The organism is Corynebacterium striatum (genome assembly GCF_016728105.1).
GTDB lineage: Bacteria > Actinomycetota > Actinomycetes > Mycobacteriales > Mycobacteriaceae > Corynebacterium > Corynebacterium striatum.
The window spans coordinates 828,256-851,681 of record NZ_CP068158.1; the positions used below are offsets into that span (position 1 = coordinate 828,256).

26 protein-coding genes are annotated in these 23,426 nt (G+C 62.6%); 7 read left to right on the forward strand and 19 right to left on the reverse strand.

Annotated features, from left to right (window positions below; all coding sequences use genetic code 11):
- Nucleotides 1-204: 204 nt before the first annotated feature.
- Nucleotides 205-1,062, reverse strand: a complete 858-nt coding sequence (mmuM, locus tag I6I72_RS03810; RefSeq protein WP_236592666.1) for a homocysteine S-methyltransferase — start codon at nucleotides 1,060-1,062, stop codon at nucleotides 205-207.
- 193 nt (nucleotides 1,063-1,255) lie between these two features.
- Between mmuM and I6I72_RS03815 the strand changes: the two genes are divergently transcribed.
- Both I6I72_RS03815 and I6I72_RS13870 read left to right on the forward strand, forming a co-directional pair.
- Nucleotides 1,256-2,431, forward strand: a complete 1,176-nt coding sequence (locus I6I72_RS03815) for an acetyl-CoA C-acyltransferase (RefSeq protein ID WP_149721335.1) — start codon at nucleotides 1,256-1,258, stop codon at nucleotides 2,429-2,431.
- A complete protein-coding gene (locus tag I6I72_RS13870) occupies nucleotides 2,432-4,615 on the forward strand; it encodes a 3-hydroxyacyl-CoA dehydrogenase/enoyl-CoA hydratase family protein (protein ID WP_201807512.1) in 2,184 nt (727 codons plus the stop codon).
- A gap of 85 nt (nucleotides 4,616-4,700) precedes the next feature.
- Here the strand turns inward: I6I72_RS13870 and I6I72_RS03825 are convergent, their stop codons facing one another.
- Together I6I72_RS03825 and I6I72_RS03830 are read right to left on the reverse strand one after the other, a co-directional pair.
- The gene (locus tag I6I72_RS03825) at nucleotides 4,701-5,651 is read right to left on the reverse strand and encodes a hypothetical protein (RefSeq protein WP_141741062.1); all 951 of its coding nucleotides are present in this window, start codon (nucleotides 5,649-5,651) and stop codon (nucleotides 4,701-4,703) included.
- 330 nt (nucleotides 5,652-5,981) lie between these two features.
- Complete coding sequence (locus I6I72_RS03830) at nucleotides 5,982-7,157, reverse strand: acyl-CoA dehydrogenase family protein (protein WP_005528062.1); 1,176 nt, start codon at nucleotides 7,155-7,157, stop codon at nucleotides 5,982-5,984.
- A 94-nt stretch (nucleotides 7,158-7,251) separates the two neighbouring features.
- Between I6I72_RS03830 and I6I72_RS03835 the strand changes: the two genes are divergently transcribed.
- A complete protein-coding gene (locus I6I72_RS03835; RefSeq protein ID WP_046645159.1) occupies nucleotides 7,252-7,809 on the forward strand; it encodes a TetR/AcrR family transcriptional regulator in 558 nt (185 codons plus the stop codon).
- 3 nt (nucleotides 7,810-7,812) lie between these two features.
- On the opposite strand, the gene I6I72_RS03840 is transcribed toward I6I72_RS03835, so the two are convergent.
- Nucleotides 7,813-8,874 (reverse strand): hypothetical protein, encoded by a 1,062-nt coding sequence (locus tag I6I72_RS03840; protein ID WP_049064117.1) that lies wholly within the window; start codon nucleotides 8,872-8,874, stop codon nucleotides 7,813-7,815.
- Nucleotides 8,867-9,289: an RNA polymerase sigma factor gene (locus I6I72_RS03845; protein WP_235429846.1), complete on the reverse strand. Its 423-nt coding sequence runs from the start codon at nucleotides 9,287-9,289 to the stop codon at nucleotides 8,867-8,869. Before I6I72_RS03845 ends, I6I72_RS03840 begins: the two co-directional genes overlap by 8 nt.
- A 296-nt stretch (nucleotides 9,290-9,585) precedes the next feature.
- Here I6I72_RS03845 and I6I72_RS03850 point away from each other — a divergent pair, with 296 nt between their 5' ends.
- On the forward strand, nucleotides 9,586-10,626 hold the full coding sequence (locus tag I6I72_RS03850) for a ribonuclease HI (RefSeq protein ID WP_005528057.1): 1,041 nt from the start codon (nucleotides 9,586-9,588) through the stop codon (nucleotides 10,624-10,626).
- A 9-nt stretch (nucleotides 10,627-10,635) separates the two neighbouring features.
- On the opposite strand, the gene I6I72_RS03855 is transcribed toward I6I72_RS03850, so the two are convergent.
- The 8 genes from I6I72_RS03855 to I6I72_RS03890 all read right to left on the reverse strand — a co-directional run bounded on the left by I6I72_RS03855 (nucleotide 10,636) and on the right by I6I72_RS03890 (nucleotide 17,633).
- Nucleotides 10,636-11,037, reverse strand: coding sequence for a hypothetical protein (locus I6I72_RS03855; protein WP_049147361.1), 402 nt, complete (start codon nucleotides 11,035-11,037; stop codon nucleotides 10,636-10,638).
- 347 nt (nucleotides 11,038-11,384) lie between these two features.
- The gene (locus I6I72_RS03860; protein ID WP_053085486.1) at nucleotides 11,385-11,777 is read right to left on the reverse strand and encodes a hypothetical protein; all 393 of its coding nucleotides are present in this window, start codon (nucleotides 11,775-11,777) and stop codon (nucleotides 11,385-11,387) included.
- A 104-nt stretch (nucleotides 11,778-11,881) separates the two neighbouring features.
- Nucleotides 11,882-13,120: a galactokinase gene (galK, locus tag I6I72_RS03865; RefSeq protein ID WP_131771274.1), complete on the reverse strand. Its 1,239-nt coding sequence runs from the start codon at nucleotides 13,118-13,120 to the stop codon at nucleotides 11,882-11,884.
- Nucleotides 13,113-14,204, reverse strand: a complete 1,092-nt coding sequence (gene galT / locus I6I72_RS03870; protein ID WP_049147357.1) for a galactose-1-phosphate uridylyltransferase — start codon at nucleotides 14,202-14,204, stop codon at nucleotides 13,113-13,115. Before galT ends, galK begins: the two co-directional genes overlap by 8 nt.
- Complete coding sequence (locus tag I6I72_RS03875) at nucleotides 14,204-14,485, reverse strand: hypothetical protein (RefSeq protein WP_005528050.1); 282 nt, start codon at nucleotides 14,483-14,485, stop codon at nucleotides 14,204-14,206. Before I6I72_RS03875 ends, galT begins: the two co-directional genes overlap by 1 nt.
- 13 nt (nucleotides 14,486-14,498) lie before the next feature.
- Nucleotides 14,499-16,154 (reverse strand): sodium:solute symporter family protein, encoded by a 1,656-nt coding sequence (locus tag I6I72_RS03880; protein ID WP_005528049.1) that lies wholly within the window; start codon nucleotides 16,152-16,154, stop codon nucleotides 14,499-14,501.
- An 18-nt stretch (nucleotides 16,155-16,172) separates the two neighbouring features.
- Nucleotides 16,173-16,994, reverse strand: a complete 822-nt coding sequence (locus I6I72_RS03885; RefSeq protein WP_152908303.1) for an aldose 1-epimerase family protein — start codon at nucleotides 16,992-16,994, stop codon at nucleotides 16,173-16,175.
- 168 nt (nucleotides 16,995-17,162) lie between these two features.
- A complete protein-coding gene (locus tag I6I72_RS03890) occupies nucleotides 17,163-17,633 on the reverse strand; it encodes a YdcF family protein (RefSeq protein ID WP_034656553.1) in 471 nt (156 codons plus the stop codon).
- A gap of 30 nt (nucleotides 17,634-17,663) precedes the next feature.
- Here I6I72_RS03890 and I6I72_RS03895 point away from each other — a divergent pair, with 30 nt between their 5' ends.
- Entirely contained in the window at nucleotides 17,664-18,647 is a 984-nt protein-coding gene (locus tag I6I72_RS03895; RefSeq protein ID WP_049147352.1) for a LacI family DNA-binding transcriptional regulator, read from the forward strand.
- Between the two features lie 75 nt (nucleotides 18,648-18,722).
- On the opposite strand, the gene purE is transcribed toward I6I72_RS03895, so the two are convergent.
- Together purE and I6I72_RS03905 are read right to left on the reverse strand one after the other, a co-directional pair.
- Nucleotides 18,723-19,223 (reverse strand): 5-(carboxyamino)imidazole ribonucleotide mutase, encoded by a 501-nt coding sequence (gene purE, locus I6I72_RS03900; RefSeq protein ID WP_049064124.1) that lies wholly within the window; start codon nucleotides 19,221-19,223, stop codon nucleotides 18,723-18,725.
- Between the two features lie 9 nt (nucleotides 19,224-19,232).
- Nucleotides 19,233-20,450 carry a 5-(carboxyamino)imidazole ribonucleotide synthase gene (locus I6I72_RS03905; protein ID WP_049064126.1) on the reverse strand — a complete coding sequence of 406 codons (1,218 nt, stop codon included), beginning with the start codon at nucleotides 20,448-20,450 and terminating at the stop codon, nucleotides 19,233-19,235.
- Here I6I72_RS03905 and budA point away from each other — a divergent pair.
- Complete coding sequence (gene budA / locus I6I72_RS03910; protein ID WP_049064127.1) at nucleotides 20,436-21,155, forward strand: acetolactate decarboxylase; 720 nt, start codon at nucleotides 20,436-20,438, stop codon at nucleotides 21,153-21,155. The genes I6I72_RS03905 and budA overlap by 15 nt on opposite strands.
- On the opposite strand, the gene I6I72_RS03915 is transcribed toward budA, so the two are convergent.
- Nucleotides 21,152-21,592, reverse strand: coding sequence for a hypothetical protein (locus I6I72_RS03915; RefSeq protein WP_005528042.1), 441 nt, complete (start codon nucleotides 21,590-21,592; stop codon nucleotides 21,152-21,154). The genes budA and I6I72_RS03915 overlap by 4 nt on opposite strands.
- Nucleotides 21,593-21,670: 78 nt before the next feature.
- On the opposite strand from I6I72_RS03915, the gene I6I72_RS13800 reads away from it, so the two are divergent.
- Nucleotides 21,671-21,802, forward strand: coding sequence for a hypothetical protein (locus tag I6I72_RS13800; RefSeq protein WP_265342602.1), 132 nt, complete (start codon nucleotides 21,671-21,673; stop codon nucleotides 21,800-21,802).
- Between the two features lie 110 nt (nucleotides 21,803-21,912).
- On the opposite strand, the gene I6I72_RS03920 is transcribed toward I6I72_RS13800, so the two are convergent.
- The 3 genes from I6I72_RS03920 to I6I72_RS03930 form a co-directional block, all read right to left on the reverse strand.
- A complete protein-coding gene (locus I6I72_RS03920; RefSeq protein ID WP_049147349.1) occupies nucleotides 21,913-22,743 on the reverse strand; it encodes a biotin--[acetyl-CoA-carboxylase] ligase in 831 nt (276 codons plus the stop codon).
- Between the two features lie 74 nt (nucleotides 22,744-22,817).
- Nucleotides 22,818-23,024, reverse strand: a complete 207-nt coding sequence (locus I6I72_RS03925; RefSeq protein WP_049147347.1) for a hypothetical protein — start codon at nucleotides 23,022-23,024, stop codon at nucleotides 22,818-22,820.
- 26 nt (nucleotides 23,025-23,050) lie between these two features.
- Complete coding sequence (locus tag I6I72_RS03930) at nucleotides 23,051-23,419, reverse strand: hypothetical protein (protein WP_049147345.1); 369 nt, start codon at nucleotides 23,417-23,419, stop codon at nucleotides 23,051-23,053.
- Nucleotides 23,420-23,426 lie beyond the last annotated feature (7 nt).

The following is a 23,426-nucleotide window of genomic DNA, read 5'->3' on the forward strand; positions in this document are numbered from 1 at the left end:
GGTTCTTGACGACTTCAGTTGTTTCAGCGCTCACCAAACTGTCCTTTCGTGATGCAGGTCGCATAGGTTACGTGATGCACATCATCTTAAGGGGTTGTTCAACAACTTAGGAAGGAAATTGGTCAACCACTTTAAAAGACCAGCTCGAGGATGCAGTTTGCGGGTGCCCCCCCTTGCGCTTGACGACGACCGGGATAACTAGCGCTACGCCTGCTGCGAAATCAGCCGAATCTGTTCCGGCGTAGTTCGGCAGCAGCCGCCCAGCAGGGTCACGCCCAAGGCGCGCAACTGGGGCGCGGCTTCGACCAGCCCCAGCGAATGCTCCTCATCGCGGCGCCACTGGCGGACCGCATGATCCCAGGTCTCGCCACTGTTGGGGTAGGCAAGCACGGGCAGATCGATGCCCTCACGCATGCGCTTGACGACGCCCTTTGCCGTCTCCGCATCACAACAATTCACGCCCAGGGCGCCGAGGTTGCGCGCCTGCTTCGCGAACTCGATGACCTGCGCAACCTTGGCAGGGTCCGCTGCAAGAACGCCGGTGACGCTGAGCGCATAGGGTTTGCCTGTGGCGTCGAGTAACTCCAGCAATGCAGCCGCCTCGTCAACGTTGGGAATGGTCTCAGCAAGCAGGAAGTCAGCGTCGGTTGCGGCGAGCACCTCGATGCGGCGCTGATGCCAGTGCTTAAGCTCCTCGCAGCCCAGCCCGTAGGCACCGTCGTAGTCCGTGCCTTCACCGGGGCCTACTCCATAAGGCCCCACTGAGGCGGCCACCAAACCATCGGGACGCGCATTGTTCGCGGCAGCGCGTGCCACCTCCACGCTGCGACGCAGCAGCTCTTCAGCTTCATCTCCGAGCGCATCGAAGGTCACCTGGTACGACGCCGTGGTGGCCACCTGCGCGCCCGCGCGATAAAAGTCCTCGTGCGCCGCCTGAATTTCAGCAGGGTTCTCGCGCAGAATCTGCGCCGACCACAACTGTCCCGAGATGTCGTTGCCGCGGGACTCCAGGTGGGTGCCGAGACCGCCGTCAAAAACCAGCGGCGTTTCAAAACACTTCATGCGTTGCAGCCTAACCAGTAAGCGCCGCATTCCCTCAATTTGTTTTCAGCGCCTGCACCGCAATCGCGCGCGGCGCCGACGCCCCACACGCGTGAGACAAGCGGAAACTTTCTCGAAAGCGTTGCACAACTGAAGGATGTGACCTAGGATTCATTTCTAACTAATGGTGATTCGTATTTTTTAGGAGGACCTCATGGCACAAGACGTTTACATCGTTGGGGCCGCACGCTTGCCCATTGGCAAATTCGGCGGCAAACTGGCCCGCTTTTCACTGACCGAGCTGGGAACGACGGCGGCGTCGGCAGCTATTGAGCGTTCGGGAATTCCGGCCGCTGAAATCGCCACCGCGGTGGCGTCGAATGTCATGCCCGTCATCCCGAGCGACTTGTACATTTCCCGCAAAGTCGCCATCGGCGTCGGAATGCCCGAGTCCTCTACCGCAATGGGCGTCAACCGCCTCTGCGGCTCCGGCGTCCAAGCCGTGGTCTCCGCCGCGCAACTCCTCCAGTCTGGCGACGGCACCGTGGCACTTGCCATTGGCGCCGAATCCATGAGCCAAGCCCCCTACTCCGTCGAGGGCGCCCGCTTCGGCAAGCGCATGGGCGACGGCAAACTCTACGACTGGCTCACCGGCGCACTCTCCTGTCCCTTCGGCACTGGCCACATGGGCGTGACCGCGGAAAACGTCGCGAGTGACCACAACATCTCCCGCGAGCGCCAAGACGAGTTCTCTGCGCAATCCCAGCGCCGCGCCGCGGCCGCCCGCGCGGAAGGCGTCCACGCCGAGGAGATCGTCGCCGTAGGCGATCTGGACTTTGATGAGCACGTGAGGGAGACGAGCGTCGACAAGCTTGCGCAGCTCAAGCCCGCCTTTGCGGAGGATGGAACCGTAACCCCAGGCAACGCATCCGGCATCAACGACGGCGCCGCGGCCGTGGTCCTCGCCACCGCTGAGCAGGTGAGCACGCGCAACCTCGAGCCGCTGGCCAAGATTGTCAGCTGGGCCATCGCGGGCGTCGATCCCACCCGCATGGGCGTCGGCCCCATCGCTGCGGTGCCGAAGGCACTGGAGAAGGCCGGGCTCACGCTGGACGACATCGACCTCATCGAGTCCAACGAGGCCTTCGCCGCGCAGGCCATCGCCGTGCAGGACGAGCTCGGCTTTGCCCCCGAAAAGACCAACATCTACGGCGGCGCCGTGGCGCACGGCCACCCGGTGGGAGCCACCGGAGTCATCCTCATCACCAAGCTGGCATACGCGCTGCGCCGCCTGAACAAGCGCTATGGCCTGGTCACCATGTGTATTGGCGGCGGCCAGGGCATTGCGCTCATCATCGAAAACGAATCCGAGAACGAAGGAGCGAAGTAAATGACAATCACCAAGGTTGCCGTCATCGGCGCAGGTTCCATGGGCTCGGGCATCGCGGCACTGTGCGCATCGGCGGGTCTCGATGTCGTCCTGCTCGACCAGAACGCCGAGGGCGCGCAGAAGGGCGTGGACATCCAGGTAAAGCGCCGCGGCTTCTACCTGCCTTCGGACGCCTCCCGCATCACCGCCTCCGATGACTACGCTCTCCTCGAGGACCGCGACTGGGTCATCGAAGCCATCTTCGAGGACCTCGGCGCCAAGCACGCGCTCTACGCGGCCATCGAGCCACACCTCAAGCCCTCAGCCATCTTGAGTTCGAACACCTCTACCCTCCCGCTGGCCAATCTCGTCGAGGGCGTGCCGGTCTCGCGCCGCGAGCGCTTCGGCATCACCCACTTCTTCAACCCGCCGAAGGTCATGCGCTTGGTCGAGCTCATCGCCTCCGGCGAGACCGAGGCCGCGCTGCGCACCACCATCGAACAAACCTTGGGCAAGATCGCACTCGAGTGCCGCGACACCCCGGGTTTTATTGCCAATCGCGTCGGCTGCTACTGGATGGCCGCCGGCGTTGCCCGCGCCCGCGAGTTCGGCGTGAGCTACGAGCTTGCCGACGCCGCCTTTGGCCGCGCCTTCGGCATCCCCCGCACCGGCATCTTCGGGCTTTTGGACTACATCGGTTTGCAGCTGGTGGGGCCGATCTGGAATTCCCTCGAGTCCGCACTTCCCGCGGGCGATCCGCTTCTCGATGTGCCGCTGGGCTGCGACGAGTTCATCGCGGGCTTGGTCGAGCGCGGCCTGACTGGGCGCACCGGCGAGGGCGGCTTCTACCGCGGCCGCGACGAGGTCATCAACTCCGACTATGAGTACGTGGCACGCACCCAGCCGGACGACCCAGTCATAGGGCTCAAGGATCCGCGCGAGGTCATGGACACGGATTCGCCGGGCGGCCGCTTCGCCCGCGCGGTCTTCCTCGACACCCTGCGCTACTGCTGCGAGGTCGCGCCGGAGATCGCAGAGCACGTCGCGCTTATCGACGACGGCCTCACCCTCGGCTTCGGCTGGAAGAAGGGCATTTTCGCGCTTGCCGACGCCATCGGCATCGACAGGGTTGCCTCCGCTTACGGTTCGAAGCCGCCAGCGCTAGTGACCGCAGCCGCCGCTGCCGGGGGATTCTTTGTAGACGGCAAGGTGCTTTCCTCCGAGGGCCAGCTGCAGGAGCTGCGGGAGCGGGAGGGCGTGGTCAGCCTGCGCTCCTTGGACCTGGAAACCGTGGTCTGCCTGCCGGCCGGCGCGGTGCATGCAGTGTCCACTCCTTCCGGGCGCATCGGCATCATCGACCTGCATACGCCGATGAATTCCTTGCCGACTGCCGCTTTGGAAGTCCTGCGCGCTGCCGTTGACTCCATCTCCTCTGCGGACCTGAAAGCGCTGGTCATCGGTAACGATGCGCCGGTGTTCTGCGCAGGTGCGGACTTGGCGTCGATTGCCGCGGCTGGTGAGTCCGGCTCTGCTGAACGCGTCAAAGAGCTCATTGCGGACGGCTCGAACACGCTGCGTCAGCTGAAGTTCGCGCCGGTTCCCGTGGTCGCAGCGGTACGCGGTGTTGCCTTGGGCGGCGGCTTAGAGCTGGCCCTATCCTGCGACCGAATCGTGGCGCACGCAGATAGCCAGCTGGCTTTCCCAGAAGTTAACGTGGGTCTCTATCCGGGCTGGTCGGGCACGATTTCCGCACTGGAGCGCCTGCGTGCGGCTGGCGTGGCCGACTACCACCAGAAAGCCTTCGACTTCATCACCTCGACCAAGCCCTTCCCCAACGCTTTCGTGGCCAAGGAACAGGGCTTCCTCGCGGCAGACGACGTCGTGCTCATGTCCCCTGACCACGTCCTGGCGCGTGCCATCACGGAGGCGGAGTCGCTCATTGAGGGCTACGCCCCGCCTGCCGATGTCGCGATTGAGCTCTATTCCGGCCCTGCCCTCGACCGCGAGTGGCCCCTGGAGAAGACCACTGAGAACGACCACGTCATCGCAGCAAAGTTGGCTCAGATGTACACCGGTGAGGGCTCGCTGAGTTTTAACGAGTTCGCCGACCGTGAAGTGGAGTTCGACGTGCCGCTCGTGCTGCTGCCGGCGAACGTCGATCGCGCGAAGCACATGGCGGCGACCCGTAAGCCGCTGCGCAACTAACCCGCGGACCTGTCCCAACCATTTCTTTCGGATTGGTCCCATTGGTTGGGTCCCTTTACGGGGTAAAGGGACCACCTAGCGGGTTTTAGCCGGCCTTCTTACTCGTAAAGGGACCAGTAGACTGGGACCATCCTCGCTGTTGGGCAGCTTCCAGCGCCTGGCGCACCTCTCGTACGACACGGGCTCTCTCCGTGAGCAGCTCCCGTGGGCTGTATCGCAGCACGATGAGGCCACGGTTCTGAATCAGCTTCTCGCGTCGTCGCTCCTCCACGATTGTTTGCTCGGCACTCTTGCCAAACGACGAGCCGTCGTACTTGACGGCACCGTCGATCTCAATCACGACGGCGTCGTCAATGCATGCGTCTGCGCGGAAGTTCGGCGGAATGAAGTACTGCGCAACCACCTTCTCTCCCAGCTTTTCCGCGATGGCGATGCCTCGAAAGTAGGACTCGAAAGGCGATTCCGAATGCGCGATGGCGTGCTCAATCGCCTTCCGCGCCTGCGGGGCACCGTGCACGCGACCCATGGCGGTCAGCGTGCGGCGCAGCTCGTCCTTCGTGGTGAGTTCCTTCGCGAGCGCCGAATCCATGGCAACGAGTCCCTCTTCGAAGGAATGGTGTCTTGCGATGTCGATGCACGCTCGTGCCACAGTTGTACAACGGGTGCCGAGCTGCTCGGAGACCATGTTGTCTGGCAGGTGCGTCTTGCGGTAATCGTAATCGGCTGGAATCTTCGTCTTGACTGGCAGCGATTTGGACTGCCTAGCCATTTCAATCTTTTCGCCGAAAGGCGGGAGGACCCAAAGGCCCCATAGCCTGGCTGCTGACTTTCCTATCATGATGGCTTTGTGCACGCTTTTGCCCGCAGCAATCACTTTGAGGCGTTGGCGTTCGTAAGTGGGTAATTGCTCGAAGTAATCCCGCGGGGTTGCGACCCAGGGCGCTATTCGCAGAACCTCGCCATTGGCTATTTGCTCCCACACGTGGTGATCGTTGGACAGTGGACGTAAGTGAATGAGTCGTTGTGTTTGAGTCATACAACAATGTTCGCCAAGCGCGTGCGCCCGTGTCTAGAGTCAATTTTTTACCTGTGGATAACTCTGCATTTGCGCAGCTAGGGGGAGTTGGCGCTTTCGAGTCGGTTTGCCGGCTGGCGCCTCAGCGGCTGGCCTCTTGCTGGCGAATGGGCGGTTTCAGCTGCCGCGGTTTGGTCCTCCTCTAGTGGTCCCATTGGTTGGGTAGTTTTACGAGAGCCGACTCCCGCGCAATGGCTCCTAAGGGTTTCTTTGCCTCCTAATGAAACCCAACCAATGGGACCAAACCCGGAGAGGGGTGAGCCGCACGTCAAGCGGGGCGCGGGCAGGCTGCTACTTGTAGGCCGAGAAACCCGTAATGACCTTGCCCATGATGAGGCTCTGCACGGTGTCGGTTCCCTCGTAGGTGTGCATGGCCTCAATGTCGGCAAAGTGGCGCGCGATGTCGTTTTCTAGCAGGATGCCCACGCCACCGAGCATGTCGCGGGCGTCGGAAGCAATGCGTCGTGCAGCGCGGGTGTTGTGCAGCTTCGCCGCGGAAGCCTGCGGCGGGGTGAGCGTGCCAGCCTCCTCGCGGGCGGCAACCTCGCGGCAGGTCAGCATCATCTGGTTGAGGTCCAGCACCATGTTGGCCAAGCGCTGCTGGATAATCTGCGCTTTTGCCAGCTCACGGCCGAACTGGACGCGCTCCATGACGTAGTTGCGCGCGGTTTCATAGCAAGCCACGGCCGAACCCAACGCCATCCACGAGACGCCGATGCGCGTTGCTGTCAGCACGCGGGAGACGTCCTTGAACGTTTGGCAGCCGGGCAACCGGTTGGAGGCAGGAATGCGGCAATCCTCCAAGACGATGTGCGCCTGATGGATAGCGCGCAGTGACAGCTTGCCGGCAATCACCGTGGCGGAGTAGCCCGGCGCGTCCTGCGGAACGATGAAGCCACCCACGTTTCCGTCTTCCATACGGGCGTAAATCACGGTCACGCCACCGGAAGCACCGTTACCGATCCACTTCTTTTCGCCGTTGAGAACCCAGGAATCGCCGTCGCGAACCGCGGTGGTCTCCAGCGCAATGGAGTCAGACCCGTGCAGCGGTTCCGTCAGGCCAAACGCGCCGAGCAGCGAGCACGACGCCATCGCCGGCAGGTAGCGGGAGCGCTGCTCCTCCGAGCCAAGCATCGCGATGGAGCGCATAGCCAGGCCGGCCTGCACGGCAACGACAGTGCCCATCGAGGCGTCGGCACGCGTGACCTCCATGAGCGCCAAACCTGCGCCGCGTGCGGTCATGGACTCGTGGCCAGGAACGTCAAGGCCGTCCGTCATGAGGTCGAGCTCGCCTAAGCGGCGTACTAGTTCGAGGGGGTATTCGCTTTTCTCCCAATGCCCATTGATAACCGGCAGGCAATCCTCACGAAACGAGCGAGCACGTGCCCAGACCTCGGCATCTTGGGCGCTGATGCCGTCGAACACGCCGAGGAAGTCAGTTGTAGAATCAAAGAGATTATTGGACATTACAGGCCTCCGATACGAATCACTATTAGTCTGCTATTGTGATACACACCTCACCGCCTGTCAAGGAAACGTTCCCAGCGAAAGGCACACCACCATGGCTAACCAGAAGCGCCGCGACCAAATCGCCACCGCCGCCCTCGACCTCTTTGACCAGCGCGGCTACCACGGCACCGGCATGGAAGACATCGCAAAGGCAGTGGGCATGCGGGCATCGAGCCTCTACAACCACTACAAGTCCAAGCAAGAGCTGCTCGCTGAGGTCACCGTCTCCGCCATGGAGGAACTCCTACGTGCCAACGCCGCGGCGCTCGCCGGGGTCACGGGTTCCGAGGAAAAAATCCTCGCCACGATGCGCGCACACGTCATCTTCCACGCCACCCACGCCAAGCGCGTCCGCGTGGTCAACAACGAGCTCAACAATCTCGAAGAACCCCACAAGTCCGTGGTCCTGCAGCTGCGCCGCGACTATGTGGCACGTTGGATGAACGTCGTCGACGAGGGCAGCTTCCAAGCCGAGAACCTCAAGATTGCCTGCTGGGCGCTCATCGACATGGGCATCGGCGTGGCCACGTGGTTTAGCCCCGATGGCCCGTACACCGCCGAGGAGCTCGGTGACATGTACGGGCAGTTCGCGCTCCGCCAGCTGACCTAGCCGCTACGCGCAGCCAATCTCCTCGACCTCTTCGTGGTCCGAGTAGATGACACGGATGCGCGAGTACACCTTGGCGTTGTAGCCACACGCTTCACGCTTGTCGACGACCACCCGCACCGGCGTCTGCTTAAACTTGCCCTCCGCACAGAAGGGGTCGCAGTCATTTTCCACGGCCGTACCCTCAGCCGTGGCCTCATCGGCGCCCCAGTTGGACCACTTGAGGTCCTTGACCAGGTAGTTGTTATCACCGCAGGCCAGCGAAATGCTGCCGGGGCCTTCCAGGCCGGTGACGGACACGCAGCCCAAGATGGCCGTGGCCTCCACGGTGGTGGTCACGTTGGGGCCGACCAGACCGACCACGCGGACCAGCTGGCCGGTTGCCGGAAGGATGGAGAAGCTGACATGGTCAGCGTCGCGAATGACGCTGATGAGGCCGTCCTCTCCCACGCCGTCGTGGGAGCCCTGCGAGGCCGAAGCCAGGTCGTTGCCGTCGGTGGCGGCCAGAATGTCGTAGACAATCTTTTGCTGCGCGCTGCTCAAACCCGGCTGCAGCAGCAGCTGCAGCGCGCCGAGGGCGCGGTTGGGGAAACGATCCGCAAGAGCTTCCAGCCCAGCGCGGTCGGTGGCCGCCATGAGGTCTTCTGCGGGGATGACTGGCTGCGGGTCGAACCCTGGCAGCTCGCCTTGGGAGGAGATGTTCACGGTGCCGTCGACGCCCACCGAGTACTCGGTCGTGGCAGTAGACGAACCATCGGTGTCCACGCGCTTGAGGTACTCCTTTGAGGTCACGCCTTTGTCCGCGGCGTCGGGCTGCGCGGCGGCAGCCTCACCCGCGTGCGTGAGCACCTCCGCCACGGCGACCGGCTCGCTGTGGTTCACAAACGGGATGACCCCGCCGGCCAGAGCTAGGACACCGATGCCTGCGGCCACGGCCTTCCACGGCGTGCGTGACCCCGAATCGACAATGTCGCTGAGGACCGCCTCGGAGCGGGTAAGGGCGGCGTCGTCAAGCGCAGCGTCTGGCACCGGATTTGCGGCGCGCAATTGGGAAAGCGGATCAGTCATCGTGGCCTCCGGTGAGCTCGGAAAGGTGGGTGCGGGCGCGGTGCAGGCGCACGCGGACGTTGTTAGGGGTGATGCCGAGGACCTCGGCGATCTCGGCCTGCGTGAGCTCCTCCCAGGCGAAGAGAGTGAGGATCTCGCGCTCGGCATAAGGAAGCTGCAGCAGGGCGCGGTTGATGTCGAGGGACAAGTCAACGGCGGCGGATTCGTCGAGAAGGGCGCCGTCGAAGTCGTCGAGGTTTTCGAACTCGCGGCGCGAGCGATAGAACTCGCGCATCACGTTGCGTGCGATGCCATAGAGCCATGGCAGCGGGTTCTCCCCCGTCAGGGTGTCGAAGTTGGCCCAGGCGCGCTCGAAGACATCGGCAGCCAGCTCCTCAGCGTGCTCCTGCGGCACGCGACGCCGCAAAAACGCCAAGACGGCAGGATAATGCGCGCGAAAGTGCCGGGAGAACTCCCGCTTTCGCGCGCCGGGCAAGGTTAAGACGGACAAATAAAACTCCACGAGCCTGCTGGAACATACTTCACATAGAGTATGTTGCAGCAGGCTCGGAATTATTACAGACTAGTGCGCGACTTTTTCCTTAACCGGAATTTTCGCAGGTTGTACCGGTTCTGCGGTGTCAGCGACTGCGGTACGGCGAGCCACCGCGGCGAAAACGGCACCGGTGACGTTGTGCTCGGTGTCGGACGCAGATGGTTTACTAGTAGACGATGGAACCGCTCGAACTCAGCGCACTCACCGGCACGCAGTCCCGTACGTATGGCACCCGGAAGATCACCGACTCTATGGTGAACGCACCGGTCCATGTGGCGATCGCACTGTGGGACGAGCGCTGGGACTCCGCGCCGGGCGGCACTGTTGATGGCTGGGTCATCGCAGTAAACACCAGGCAGACCCGGTTCATACGCAAGGGCCAGACCAAGAGCGGCGACGTGGTGGAGATTGCCATCCGCGAGTTCGAGAAGGCCACGAAGAATCTGAAGGGCCGAATCTGGATTGTCACGGGGCGCCGGCAAAATACGCTGCGGTCGGCGCTAGAACGGCGCGGCTATACGGTGACGGGCAGCTTTGCGGAGGAAAATAGGGCGTCGAAAAGCGCGAGCTCTGTGCGCCGCAAGGAAGCGGGCCTGACCGCACGTAAGGCCAAGAAGTTGGGCGAGGCGCCACGGAAGAAAGAGGCCACGCAGGTAGAGACCCCGAAGGCACATTGGTGGCCGAACTTCTCGCAGGCGTCATCATGGCCGGAGGGCGCCACGGTGCGCATTGCTACCGACGCCTCCTCCGACACCGTGTTCAAGGGCTCCATGTGCTTCGTGGCGGGCAATGGCGACTACCGGCTGCGCACCCGCGAGACTAAGGCGGGTACTGACGAGCTCGAGCTGGAGTCGCTGACCTTGGCGCTGAAGTACCTGCTCAAGGTGGGTGCAAAGAAGGCGATTATTGAAAGCGACTCGGTCGCGGCGCTCGAAGCGGTGGAGCAGTTGCGCAATAAGCAGTCGAAGGCGGTGCGCTCGCGGCGAACGTGGCGCGGCGTGACGTCAGGTGCGCGGTCGCGTTTCCAGCAGGCCTGGAACGACGTCGAGGGCGAATGCGAGGTGGAAATCCGCCGCGTGCTTGGCCATGCGGGCGATCCGCTCAACCGCGCGGCGGACCAGATTGCGTACATGGGGCTGCGTGCGATTGCGCATCCGATGAAGCAGTCGCGGGCCACGCTGCAGGAGGGCATTACCAAGGCGCTGGCCAAGCTTTAGGCTTAGCCGCTAAAAGATGATCCGGCAGGCAAACGCCACCGCCCACACCAACAGCCAACGGCGTTTGTGCAGCTCATTGCGATAGATGGCGGACATTAACAGGTACCACGCCGACGGGATGATAAAGAAAAGACTGGTTCCTGGGTCCGCGCTAAAGTCATTAAATCCGACTAAAAGGAAAAACGCTGACAGGCCAGCTTTCCACCAAGAAAAAGGGTAAACCTTGCCGTCCGCCTCTGCTGGCTCTGGCTCGTTAGTTTTGGTTTGAGCTGGTACGACTTCGCTTGGCTCGTCTACTGGCGGTGGTTGGAAAGACTGCGCTGGTTGCGGTTTTGCCGCGTCCGCAAACGGATTGCCAGGTGCGTCTGCGAGGGGTTCCTCGAAGGGGTTATTGGCAAAAGGATTGGTCATAGCACATAGGATAGCGCCGACTGTTTCACGCGAGTTCATGTAGCCGGGCAATGGGTTTTGGACCTGCGTTTGTGGGGCTGTTTTCGACGCTTTCGTGTTGGTCCCCCTCTACGGGTTTCCCTCTAATGGTCCCTTTACGAGTAGCGTTGGCGACCAATACGGCCCATTGGGTTTCATTACCCCCTAAAGAAACCCAACCAATGGGAGCCAACCAATGGGACCAGTCTGGGACGTGCGGAAACCCAGGCGGAACCGCAGGCGGAGAGGGCCAGAGCGGCGGCCAGTCCGCGCGGGGCCGCGGAGACTAAGCCACGGAGGCCAGAGCGGAGGCCAGGCCGCACAGGGCGCTAGTGGCCGCCGTTTCCGCCGGACGCGAAGGTAAAGGTATCGGTCTCACCGGAATCGCAGGTCACGGTGTAGGTGTGGTAGCCGTCGGCAGGACCGGGGCCGATGTTGTCCGGCGCGGTTACGTAACCCACCAGTTGGCCGAGGTCAGCTGCCGGCGACATCACCGTCGTCGCACCCCACGACGTGGTCAGGTTCGCGCGAGTACCCGGGCAGTTTGCCGCAATAAGCAGCTCCTGGCCCGGCTTGAGCTGACCGTCAACAGTACTGGTCAGCTGGGTGCCAGCGGTGGTCTTCGCATCCTCGCTGAACGGGTTGAAGCCGGTAGCAACTGCAGCGCCACCACCAGCCAAAATAGCGCAAGCGGCGGTAGCAGCAACGAGGGTCTTTTTCATGATGACTCCTTAACTAGGAAGTTGATGTTCACCTAGTTAGTTGCACTACCGCCGCGTTTATTACAGGCGACCAGAAAGCTTTTCCAGCCGCCAGTTGGCCGGGCTTATCCGGCGATTCGGCGCGCGCCGTCGCCAGGGCTGGCCACAAGGAAGGTCGGTGCCGGGAAGCCGCGCTCAGCCGCGGCAGCAGCAATTGCCTCCGCCGTCGACTCCACATCGGCACGCTTGACCAGCGCAATCACCGCGCCACCGAAACCGCCCCCAGTCATACGCGCGCCCACCTCACCGGCCGCCGCGAACGCGCAGTCCAGCTCCGGCGTGGTGACCTCGTACTGGTCGCGCAGCGAGATGTGGCTATCGCGCATGAGCTCCCGGAAACGGTCAAGGTTGCCGGCCTCCAAGTCGGAGGCAGCTTCCAAGGTGCGAGCGGTCTCCTCCACGACGTGGGCGACGCGGCGCTTAACGACGCCCTCATCCTCCCCCGCTTCCCTTGCCCACCGGGTGGCGGCCGCAACGGCATCGGGAGTATCGCGGATAGTTCCGCCGCGGGCCCCAGAGCCCGCCAATGCAGACTGGACCGCGTCGATGACGCCACGGCGGGAGGCATACTGGCCGTCGTTCAAAGTGTGAGGGGCGTTGGTGTCTGCGATGAGCAACACCATGTCGCGCTCCGCGATGTTAAACGGCACGCGGCGCACCTCACCCGTGGAGAAGTCCAAGACGAGCGCCTTGCCCTTCTGCCCGAAGAGGCTCGCATTCTGGTCCAAGCCACCTGTCGAGGCACCGACGACCTCGTTCTCGGCGCGCATGCAGGCGAGAACCAGGCGGGTGCGGGCGGCGTCGTCAGGCGCGTGCCCTGTCGAAAGCTCGTAGGCCGCCACCGCCACCGAGCACTCCAACGCCGCGGAGCTGGAGAGGCCGGAGCCTACCGGAACGTCGGAGACAATCGCGATGTCGAGGCCCTCGCAGGAGGCGATGACGCCGTCCTCGAGGCCCGCCCACACGGCGCCGGCGACGTAGCCCGCCCAGGCGTCCGGGGTGCCCGCGGCCCAACCCGGGCCAACCTCCTCCAGAAAAACGTCCACGCGGTAGACCTTGCCGCCGAACTCGGAGGCAATCCGCAGTTGGCCGTCCTCGCGTGGGGCCACGGCCACGGCCGTGTTCTGCTCCAGCGCGAAAGGGATCGAGGCGCCACCTGCGTAGTCGACGTGCTCGCCGATGAGGTTCACGCGGCCCGGCGCGGCCCAAACCCCGGCAGGCTCCGCGGAGAAGTTGGAGCGGAAGAGTGCGATCGCGGCGTCGGCAAGCGCGGCGTCGGAGCGAGTGGAAATCCAGTTAAGCATCCCACACCTCCTTGAACCGGGCGGCGATGTGCTCCGGGGTGGTGTCGTTGATCCACACTGCCTGCGCGGACTCCGAACCGGCGAGGAACTTCATGCGGTTCGGCGAGCGCATCAGCGAAAACAGCTGCAGGTGCATGCGCACGTCCCCGCGCAGCGTAGGGTCGGTCGGCGCGAGGTTCCAACCAGCGATGTACGGGGTCTTCTCCACGCCGTCGAAGAAACGGTCCACAGCGATATACAGCTTCTTGAGCAGGGCGGCGAGGTCGTCGCGCTGGGCTTCGGAAAGCTCGGTGAAATCCGCCGCGTACTCGTTGGGCATGACCATCGCCTCGAGCGGCCACTTAGCGGCCGCGGGGACAAACGCCGTGAAGTGCTCGGTCTCCGCGATGATGCGGGTGCCCGCTGCGCGCTCCTTGTCCAGGATGTCTTGGAAGAGATCGCCCTCGTAAGCCTGCGAGGAAGCCACGATGGACTTCATGCGCGGCGAGAGGAACGGATAGGAGTAGATCTGGCCGTGCGGGTGCTGCAGCGTCACGCCGATTTCAGCGCCGCGATTCTCAAACGGGAAGACCTGCGCCACCTCAGGCAGCGCAGACAGCGCCGAGGTGCGGTGCGCCCACGCCTCGATGACGGTGCGAATGCGGCTCACGGGCAGATCCTTGAAGCTCAGCTCCGGGTCAGAAGTAAAGCACACGACCTCGCAGCGGGCCTTCGCCGGCAGGCGCGGGACCAGGCCCATGCCGTCGACGTCGTCCTCGTAGTCCTCCATCCCCATCGCAAAGGAAGGGAAGCGGTTTTCAAAGACCACCACGTCATAGGACGGGGACGGGATCTCCGTGGGCAGTTGGCCCGGCAGGGTCGGCGCGAGCGGGTTCTCGTTGGCCGGGGGCATGAATGTGCGGTTCATGCGGTGGGCGGCAAAGGCTACCCAGTCCCCGGTCAGCGGGTCGCGGCGCATCTCCGAGGCCGGTGTGACCTGCGGGAGTTCGCGGCTGTCTTCCAAGACGCGGTCGGTGTGTGGGGTGTCGTCGAAGTAGATGATTTCGCGGCCGTCGGCAAGCGCGGCTTTGGTGATCTCTAGCATTACTTGGCCTCCGCCAGCTTCGACTCGTCGATCTTGGAAGGGTCAACGATGATGGGACGCAGCTTGGCCCACAGCATGAAGGCTACTGCGACGACCAGCATGGCGACGCCGGCCCAGAGGTTGTCGGAGGATTCCTTCGGCAGGCCCGTGTCTGGGTTGACGCCTGGGTCGAGGGCGAAGGAGCAGACTACGAGCACGATGCCGTAGATGCCCAGGAGCGCACCGATCACGTTGCGCAGGTCAAAGGCACCCGCGTGCTGAGGTGAAGTCTTGGTTGTCATGATTGATGCTCCTTTAGGCGAAGATGACGTTCAGGCCGACGGCAATAACCAGGCAGATGACGCCCAGCGGGACGGTCTGCTTATACCACGGCAGGTTCTTCTCGGTGTAGTCCTCGAAGTGGTCCTTCGGGGTAACCGAGGATACGAAGCCGACGAGCTCTTCGTCTGGCTTGGGCTGCGTAAACATGGTGACGATGACGGAGACGATGATATCCACCGTAAAGGCCACGCCAGCGGCCACGAATGCTGTGCCCTGGCCAGGAAGGTTGAAGATGGAAGCCGTTGCGTCGGTAAAGGTTGCGATGTACCAGAAGGTAATTGCAGATGCGGTACCTGCAACCAGGCCGGACCAACCGGCGTGCGGAGTCATGCGCTTCCAGAACATACCGAGGATGAAGGTTGCGAACAGCGGGGCATTGAAGAAGCCGAACAGCGTCTGCAGGTAATCCATGACGTTGCCGAAGTTCTGGGCCAAAAGGGCGGTAAAGACGGCCACGCCGGTGGCGACGACGGTCGCGATGCGGCCGAACTTCAGGTAGTAGTCATCCTCGCGGTCCTTGACCACGTAGGTCTGCCAGATGTCATAAGAGATAACCGTGTTGAACGCGGAGATGTTTGCGGCCATGCCGGCCATGAAGGAGGCCAGCAGGCCAGCGATGGCCACGCCGAGGAGGCCATTCGGAAGGAGGTCGCGCATGAGCAGCAGGATGGCGTCGTTTGGCTCGGCGCGCTCTTCCATCAAGTCAGCGACGGAAACGGAGGCAACCATGCCTGGGATAACCACGAGGAAGGGCACGAACATCTTCGGGAAAGCGCCGATGATTGGGGTCTTGCGGGCTGCGGAGATGGATTCCGAAGCCATGGCGCGCTGTACCTCGACAAAGTTGGTGGTCCAGTATCCGAAGGAGAGGACGAAGCCCAAGCCCAGTACGATACCGATGACGGACCAGACTGGGTTCTCAAAGCCGGAAATGTCTGTGCCCGGCCAGGTGTGGAAGTGGGATTCCGCAATAACGGAATCCTTCAGGCCCTGCCAGCCGCCGACGCGGTTGAGGCCGATGATGGTCAATGGTGCCAGAGCAGCAACGATGACGAAGAACTGTAGAACCTCGTTGTAGATGGCTGCGGACAGGCCGCCCAGGGTGATGTAGGACAAAACGATGAGGCCAGCGACAAGGAGCGCGACCCACATCGGCCAGCCCAGCAGGGCTTCAACGATGGTGGCCAGCAGGTACAGGTTCACACCGGCGATGAGCAGCTGTGCCACGGCGAAGGAAATCGCGTTGACCAGGTGCGCCGCGTTGCCGAAGCGCCTGCGCATGAACTCCGGCACGGAACGGACCTTGGAGCCGTAGTAGAACGGCATCATCACGATGCCTAGGAAGACCATGGCCGGGATGGCGCCGATCCAGAAGTAGTGCATGGTCTGGAAACCGTATTCCACACCATTTGCAGACATACCGATGATTTCCACCGCACCGAGGTTCGCAGAGACGAACGCCAGGCCAGTCACCCAAGCCGGCAAACCGCGGCCCGAGAGGAAGAAGTCAATGGAGGAGGAAACGCGGGCTTTTGCAGCCCAGCCGATTCCCAAGACAAAGAGGAAGTACAAAGCAACGAGCAGATAATCCACCCAGGTTGCGTCGAGTCTCAATACTGAAGGTTCCATTTCAAGAGCTTTCTTTTATTAGATTGCGCTCAAGCGAAGCTCGTAGGCAATCGGTTGATGTGCGTTGAGAACGGCCACGTCTGTGCCGCTACGCAGTGCGTTTGGCGGAGCGCTCATGGGCTCCACCGCCAGGGCACGCCCGCGCCCTGGGTAATCCGCCGGAGTGTACATCTGAACCCAATCCAGCCCCTGCCCCATCTCTAGGCGCACGCCCTTGCCCGCCGAGACATACTCTGCGGTCAGTGGTCCATGCCCGTGGAAGCAGTCATCCCATTCCACTTCGGCAATGCGCTGGCGCTTGACGACGACCTCTTCTACCTCACCCGTCGGCAAGTTCCGGGCGTCCAGCAGGTGGTGCTCGGTGACGGGGAGGGTCAGTTCGGAGGCGTCGGCAGCCGCGCCGCGTGCCGAGAGATAGGTGTGCAGGCCGAACGCGAACGGGGCGGGCCCTTCGGCGCTGGCCTCGAAGCGGGCGGATAACCCGGCTGCGTCGAGGGTGTAGGTGGCTATGAGTTGGGTAGGCCACGGCCACGGTTCCTCGATGCGGGTGGTGAGTTGCACGCGGTCGGTGGCGTAGTAAACCAGATCCCAGGCTGCGTCGAGGACGAAGCCATGGTTGGCGTTGTTGCGCTCGGGCTCGTTGACGGGGACTGAGTGCTTAGTCCCGCGCCAAGTGAAGCAGCCGTCTTCTGTGCGGTTTGGCCATGGTGCAAGAACCACGCCGGCGCACATCGGAGGCAGGCCTTCGTAGGTTTCCACAAGAGGTTCGCCGTTGTAGGTCAGCGCCTTAATGCCGCCGCCTAGGCTGGCGATTTCCGCCATGTATGCACCGTGTGCCATTCGGTACACAGGTGCAGAGCTGCTCGGGCTAGCCGTTCTGGTCATAACCTATTGCCCTTTCTTCCGTGTGTAACTCACTACGGGTTTTAGGTTAAGTCGCAGCTCAAGGGCCAGTCAATCGTTTGCATAAACTTGCATAATGATATCCCTGAAATCTACTTTTAGGTGCTACTGGTCATACACAGCAGCGCAAATCCTCCGCCAAATGATGCGCGCGGCCGAATGCGGGGTGGCCAAGACTTCGCGCAGATAGTTCTCCGGCTTCAGCTCCCACGGCGTAAAGGCAGAGTGCACGCGCACGGGAATTCCCAGGTGCCACGACCACAGCTTGGTCCGCAAGGCATGAAAGTCACTGGTGACCACATCAAAGTAGGGCGCGCGGTACAGCGCGTGGGAGTTCTCCAAATTTTCGTTGGTACTCGTGGCGTTGGGCTCGACGATAATGTTCTCGGCTGGCACTCCCCTGCCAATGAGATAAGCCTCCATCACCTCGGCTTCTCCGCGTCCGGACACGATGATGTCCTGCCCGCGCCACAACTGAAATGCGCGCTCAAGGCGACGCTCGAGCATAGGACCTGGCACACCGCCTTGGACGCGAGCTCCCAATACCAACAGGGGGACTAAGATAGGTCCGGACATAAAGCACGAGCTTAATCCAGGAGGGACACCGTGGCCACACCGACTCTGAAGGACCTCGCCGCGGCCACAGGAGTGTCCATCTCCACGGTCTCGCGCGCATTGGCCAACCATCCGGCCATTTCGCAGGCCACCACGAAAAAGGTCAAAGACGCCGCGGAAAAGCTCGGCTACCGCCCAAATGCCCAGGCCCGCGCGCTGCGCGGCTCCCGCTCCGACGCCATCGGTGTGGTCATCCCCAACCTTGCCGACCCATACTTCGCGCTCATCGCCGCCGCCATCGAGGCCGAGGCCGAACGCGAGGGAATCGCCGCAATCATGACCACGTGTTCGGAATCCCCGGAGCGCCTGGCCAAGGCTCTCGATGCCTTGACCTGGCGCCAAGTCGACGGCATCATCACCGTCCCCGTCGAAGGTGCAGAGGCCGCTCTCAACGAGGCCGCGAAGTCCCGCCCGCTTCTGCTCATTGACCGCGAGCTCGCCCCTTTCCCTGCCGTGGCCTCCGATCCACGGCCCGGCATGTTCGCCGCGCTGACCCAGCTGCGGCAGAAGGGCCACGAGCGCATCGGCTACATCCCGGGGCCTCAGCAAACGTCCACGGGCCGACAGCGACTCAAGGTTTTTCGCGGCGCGACCAGCGAGTTCAGTACCTTCTATGCGCGGGGTGGCTTTCGCCGCAAGGACGGTTACGTCGGAGCGCTGGAGCTCTTTGAAAAGGACGTCACGGCTATCGTCGCGGGCGATTCCATGATGACCGCCGGTGCACTGGAGGCCTGCTACAACGCGGGCAAGCGTATTGGTACGGATATCGCATTGGTCGGATTCGACGACCTCAACTTCTTCCGCCTGCAGCCGGTCCCCATTTCTGTGGTGGACCAAGATATGGCGGCGCTTGGCCGCCTAGCGGTACAACAACTGACCGCGGCCATCGCGCACAACGCCACCCCCACGGGCGTCAAGGTCCCGACAACCTACATTCCCCGCGTCTCGACTGCCGCGCGTTTGACCAAGAGCTAGCCGACTGCCGCACGTTTGACCGAGAGCTGGCTCTACGGTCAAACGTGCATTTACTGCAGGAGGCAATCGCGGCCCCTACTCGCCGAGAAGCTTCGCGCGCAGGTTCGCGTCCTTCTGTTCGACCTCGGCGGCCATGTTCTCTTGGTACTCTGCCATCTTCTGCATCAGGGCAGGATCGCCAGCACCGAGGATGCGCACGGCCAGCAGGCCGGCGTTCTTTGCGCCGCCGATGGACACGGTCGCAACCGGCACGCCGCCCGGCATCTGCACGATGGACAGCAGCGAGTCCATACCGTCGAGCTCCTTAAGCGCACGCGGGATGCCGATAACCGGCAGCGGAGTAGCCGCCGCAACCATGCCCGGCAGGTGCGCCGCGCCGCCCGCACAGGCGATGATGACCTGCAGGCCACGCTCGTGCGCGGACTTGGCATAAGCCAGCATCTTCTCCGGGGTGCGGTGTGCGCTGACCACGCCCACCTCGAAAGCCACACCGAACTCCGCGAGCACCTCGGCTGCGGGTTTGACGGTGGGCCAGTCGGAATCGGAGCCCATAATCAGGCCAACCTGCGGTTCCATAAAATCTCCTTAAGCTTCGGCCCACTCAGCGTGGACGAGGAAGTGTGCGGCATCGGCAGCGATGCGGCGGGTTTTAGCCACATCCGTGCCCACGACGTTAACGTGGCCAATCTTACGGCCGGCGCGATAGTCCTTGCCGTACAGGTGAATCCTGGCCTGCGGGTAGCGCTCCATCACTTCGCGCACGCGCTGCCGCATCGGCATTTCTGGGTCGGCAGAGCCGCCCAGCACGTTGGCCATGACGGTGATAGGCGCCAGCGGATCGGTAGCGCCCAGCGGCAGGTCCAAGACCGCGCGCAGGTGCTGCTCAAACTGCGAGGTCACCGAACCATCCTGGGTCCAGTGACCGGTGTTGTGCGGGCGCATGGCCAGCTCGTTGACGGCGATGTCTTCGCCGGCATCAGCATTAAAGGCGAAGAGCTCAACCGCCAAGACACCCGTGACGCCGAGCTGCGTGGCCACGAGTTCGCCGACCTTAGCGGCACGCTCTGCCAGCTCAGGGCTCAGCCCCGGCGCGGGGGCGAAAGCCTCGGCGCAGATGCCGTCGCGCTGCACGGACTCGGTGATCGGCCAGGCCTTCACTTCGCCGGAGGGGCGGCGGGCAACGAGCACGGAAAGCTCGCGGGTCAGCGTGACCTTCTCCTCTGCCATGAGGGGTGTGCCCGCATCAAGCAGCTTGGCAACCAATGACTCCAGCTCATGCGCTTCAGGGAACCACACGCCGTGGCCGTCGTAGCCACCGCGGCGGGCCTTCAAGCACACACGGCCGTCGACGAGTCCGAAGAAGTCCAGCGCATCTGCCACGGTTTCAATCGCGGCAAAACGCGGGACTGGTGCACCCAGCTCCGCGAGCTTCTGGCGCATGAGCAACTTGTCCTGCGCGTACAACAGTGCAGAAGGCTGGGGCTGGACATTGTATCCGGCGTCGATAAGCGCCTGCACATGCTCGGTAGGCACGTGCTCGTGCTCGAAAGTCAGGCCGTCCGCGTCCTGGGACGCGCCGACGAGAGTGTCGTAGTCGTGATAATCCCCCAGGACAACGTCCGGGATGACCTGCGCTGCGGACTGCTCGCCGGAGGAGGCGAGGATGCGCAAATGGATGTCCAGCTCAGCGGCTGCCGGCTGCAACATGCGTGCGAGCTGGCCGTCGCCAAAAACGGTAACGATGGGCTTTGCTTGTTGACTCACCTGTCCAATACTAGCCTTAAGGCTATGATCGTCCGGCATACTATCTTCCAAAACTCCCTCATGACGGCGCTCCTCGACGGCATCTATGACGGTGAGATGACCATCGGCGAGCTACTCGGCAAGGGTAACTTCGGCATCGGCACGTTCGACGCCCTCGATGGCGAGATGATCATCCTCGACGGCGTGTGTTACCAGCTGCGCGGCGACGGAACTGCCACCATCGCGGACCTGGACCAGGGAACGCCCTTTGCGGTGGCTACGAACTTTGTGCCGCGCATCAAGGTCGAGGCGCCGCAGGGCATGCTGCGCTCCGAGCTTTCTGCTTTCGTGGATGAGATTCAGCCCTCCGCGAATTACATGTATGCCGTGCGAATCTCGGGCCGCTTCCGCTCGGTGACCACCCGCACCGTGGTCAAGCAGTCCAAGCCCTATCCCCCAATGGCCGAGGCCGTGGGCGGCGATAAGGAGCTGCACTTCACCGATGTCGAGGGCATCATCGGCGGCTTCCGCACTCCGGTCTTTGAAAAGGGAATCTCGGTGCCGGGCTGCCACGTGCACTTTATCGACGCCGATCGCACCTCCGGCGGGCACGTCCTGGACTACGTTGTGGACGACGCCACCATCGAGCTATGCCCCGGCACCGACCTCGAGCTGCGCCTGCCGCTGACCCAAGAGTTTGGCCAAGCCAACCTGGCTCCTGAGGATCTGGACCACCAGCTGCACACCACAGAGGTTAAGAATTAGAAGAGCTCCTGCTCGTTGAGGATCTCCTCCACGCGCTTGGCCTTGGGGATGGAAGGGAAGTACATCGGGCGCTCGTAGCCGTGGATAGCGAGGGAGATGCCTCCGCGGCGGCGTCTAGCGCCGCGGATATCCCGCAGTGGGATCGAGTCCACGTGGCTGCCCTCGCGCGCGATGACGCGCAGGTTGGTCACGATGAAGCGCCGGCGCCGCGTGCGGTACAGCGGCAAGCCAAAGCGCCAGAGAGAAAGTACCGCCCACAGGCCCACGATTCCGTTGCGAAGATTGACGTCGAGGCCATAAGAATCCGCCCAGCCGATGGCCATCCAGGCCAGACCAGTGATGAGGATGAGCTCGAGAAATGGGAAAAGGAGCGCACGGTACGGCGCGGTCATATCTACGCGGACGACTTCACCGCGGCCCATCTTCATCAATCCCATAGGGGTGCATGATACCCGCAGGAGGCGGCGGCGTCGGCACCATCTACGCGGGCGGCGACGAACTGGACTCCAACGGCGATGCCTACAGATGGCCAGATGCCACAGCCTCCGGCCGGCGGCATGGACGAATCCACTGGTGAGCAGCTCAAAGATGACGGTGAGGTCTCCCAGGGAATGGGCGGCGGCCCGATGGGCGGACAGCGCCCCTAAATAGACACAATTTGCCAAATAGGAATGCCTGCCACGCTCTGTGGCGGGCCCTATTTGGCAAATTGTGCTTTACAACGCCCCGCCTCTCCACGCGGCGCGGCAACGAGTCGCTACTGAACCGGGCGCAGGTGCGTAACGTCGCCGGCGGAGTAGTACTCGCCGCCGACGTTGATGCGTCCGTCGTCGGCGATGCCTTCGACGACACCGACGACGTCGCCAGTCGGCGCCTCGAGACGAACTTCCTGGCCGATGGTAGAGCAGACCTTGCGGTAGTCCGCCATTAGCTGTGGATCCTGGTTCTCCCACTGGGTGATGCGGCGGCGCAAGTTCTTCAGTAAAGCAATTGCCAGCTCGGTGCGGTCGGTGTCGCGGCCTTCGAGGGCCAGGGACGTGGCCTTCTCGATGGGCAGCTGCTCGCGGGTCAAGGTGACGTTCAGACCCATGCCCACGACAACGCGTGCAGACAGCGTAGCTCCTGCTTCGGTCTTCGGGGCGACCTCCGCCTTGTTCACCTCCGCCTTATTAAACTCAGTCTTCGGCGCGGACTTGAAGGCAGCGCCCACTGGGCCAGCTTCGGCGAGAATGCCGCAAAGCTTGTTGCCGTCGATGTGGACGTCATTTGGCCACTTAAGCACGGAGCCCTCAACCGTATCGGTGACCGCCAAACCAGAAGCGAGCGGCAAAGTGCCGAGGTACTCAAGGGTCTCGGGAAGGATGAGCACCGAAAGAATCAGCTGTGAACCCGCCGGGCTAACCCAAGTACGGCCCAAGCGGCCTTTGCCGGAGACCTGCTCGTTGGCCAACAGCACGGTGCCATCAGCGACGTTTTCCGCCTGCATGAGGTCCGTGTTGGTTGAACCGGTCTGCTCTACGTAATCAATTACAGCGAAGTCATCAGCTAGCGCGGTACGAATGCGTTCAATATCAAGTGGAGCTGTCATGCCACCGAGATTACCCGCCACCTAAAAGCAGCCCCGGCTGACACTAGCTAATGCGCATAACCACCCCGCCCACACTAGAACCAGCCAGGCTTATCCAGGATTTCCTGCTTGCCCTTTTCATCAAGACAGGTGGTCAACACCGCCTGCGGCAGGGCTTTTTCTACCTGCTCAGGGGATACAGTTATGCCGCGCTGCCCCGGCAACCATTCGACGGCGTCCTTAATGAGGAGGTCATGCGTCCCACGCAGATCGCCCTGCAGTGAGTCGCTGTTTCCTTCCATAGCCACCGTGTAGCGAATTCCCGGGTCTACCCACTCGCATACCCATTGCCCGTACTCGGTAACCTCAGCATCGAAAGCTGAAGGCCCGCAGCATTCAGACTGTCTTTCATTAATGCCGTGTCGAACTTGCCGTGGTTTTCTAAATAGTCGCGGACCCCGGAAGCTTCAGCTTGCTCACCGAAGATCTTGCTGAAAGTGGTGTCGCGTGGTGCTGAATTTGATGTAGTTTCCGGTCTTTCCGAAACAGACGCGGCTCCTGACGTTTCCGCGTTCAGAGCCTGTTCATCCACAGCTCCAACGGCATTGTTAGTGGTAAACGAAGCCGCGTTATCTACGGTATCGGCACCGGAACAGCCGGCTACGAGCAGAGCTAGGAGTGGAGCAAGCTTTTTCATAGCGCCA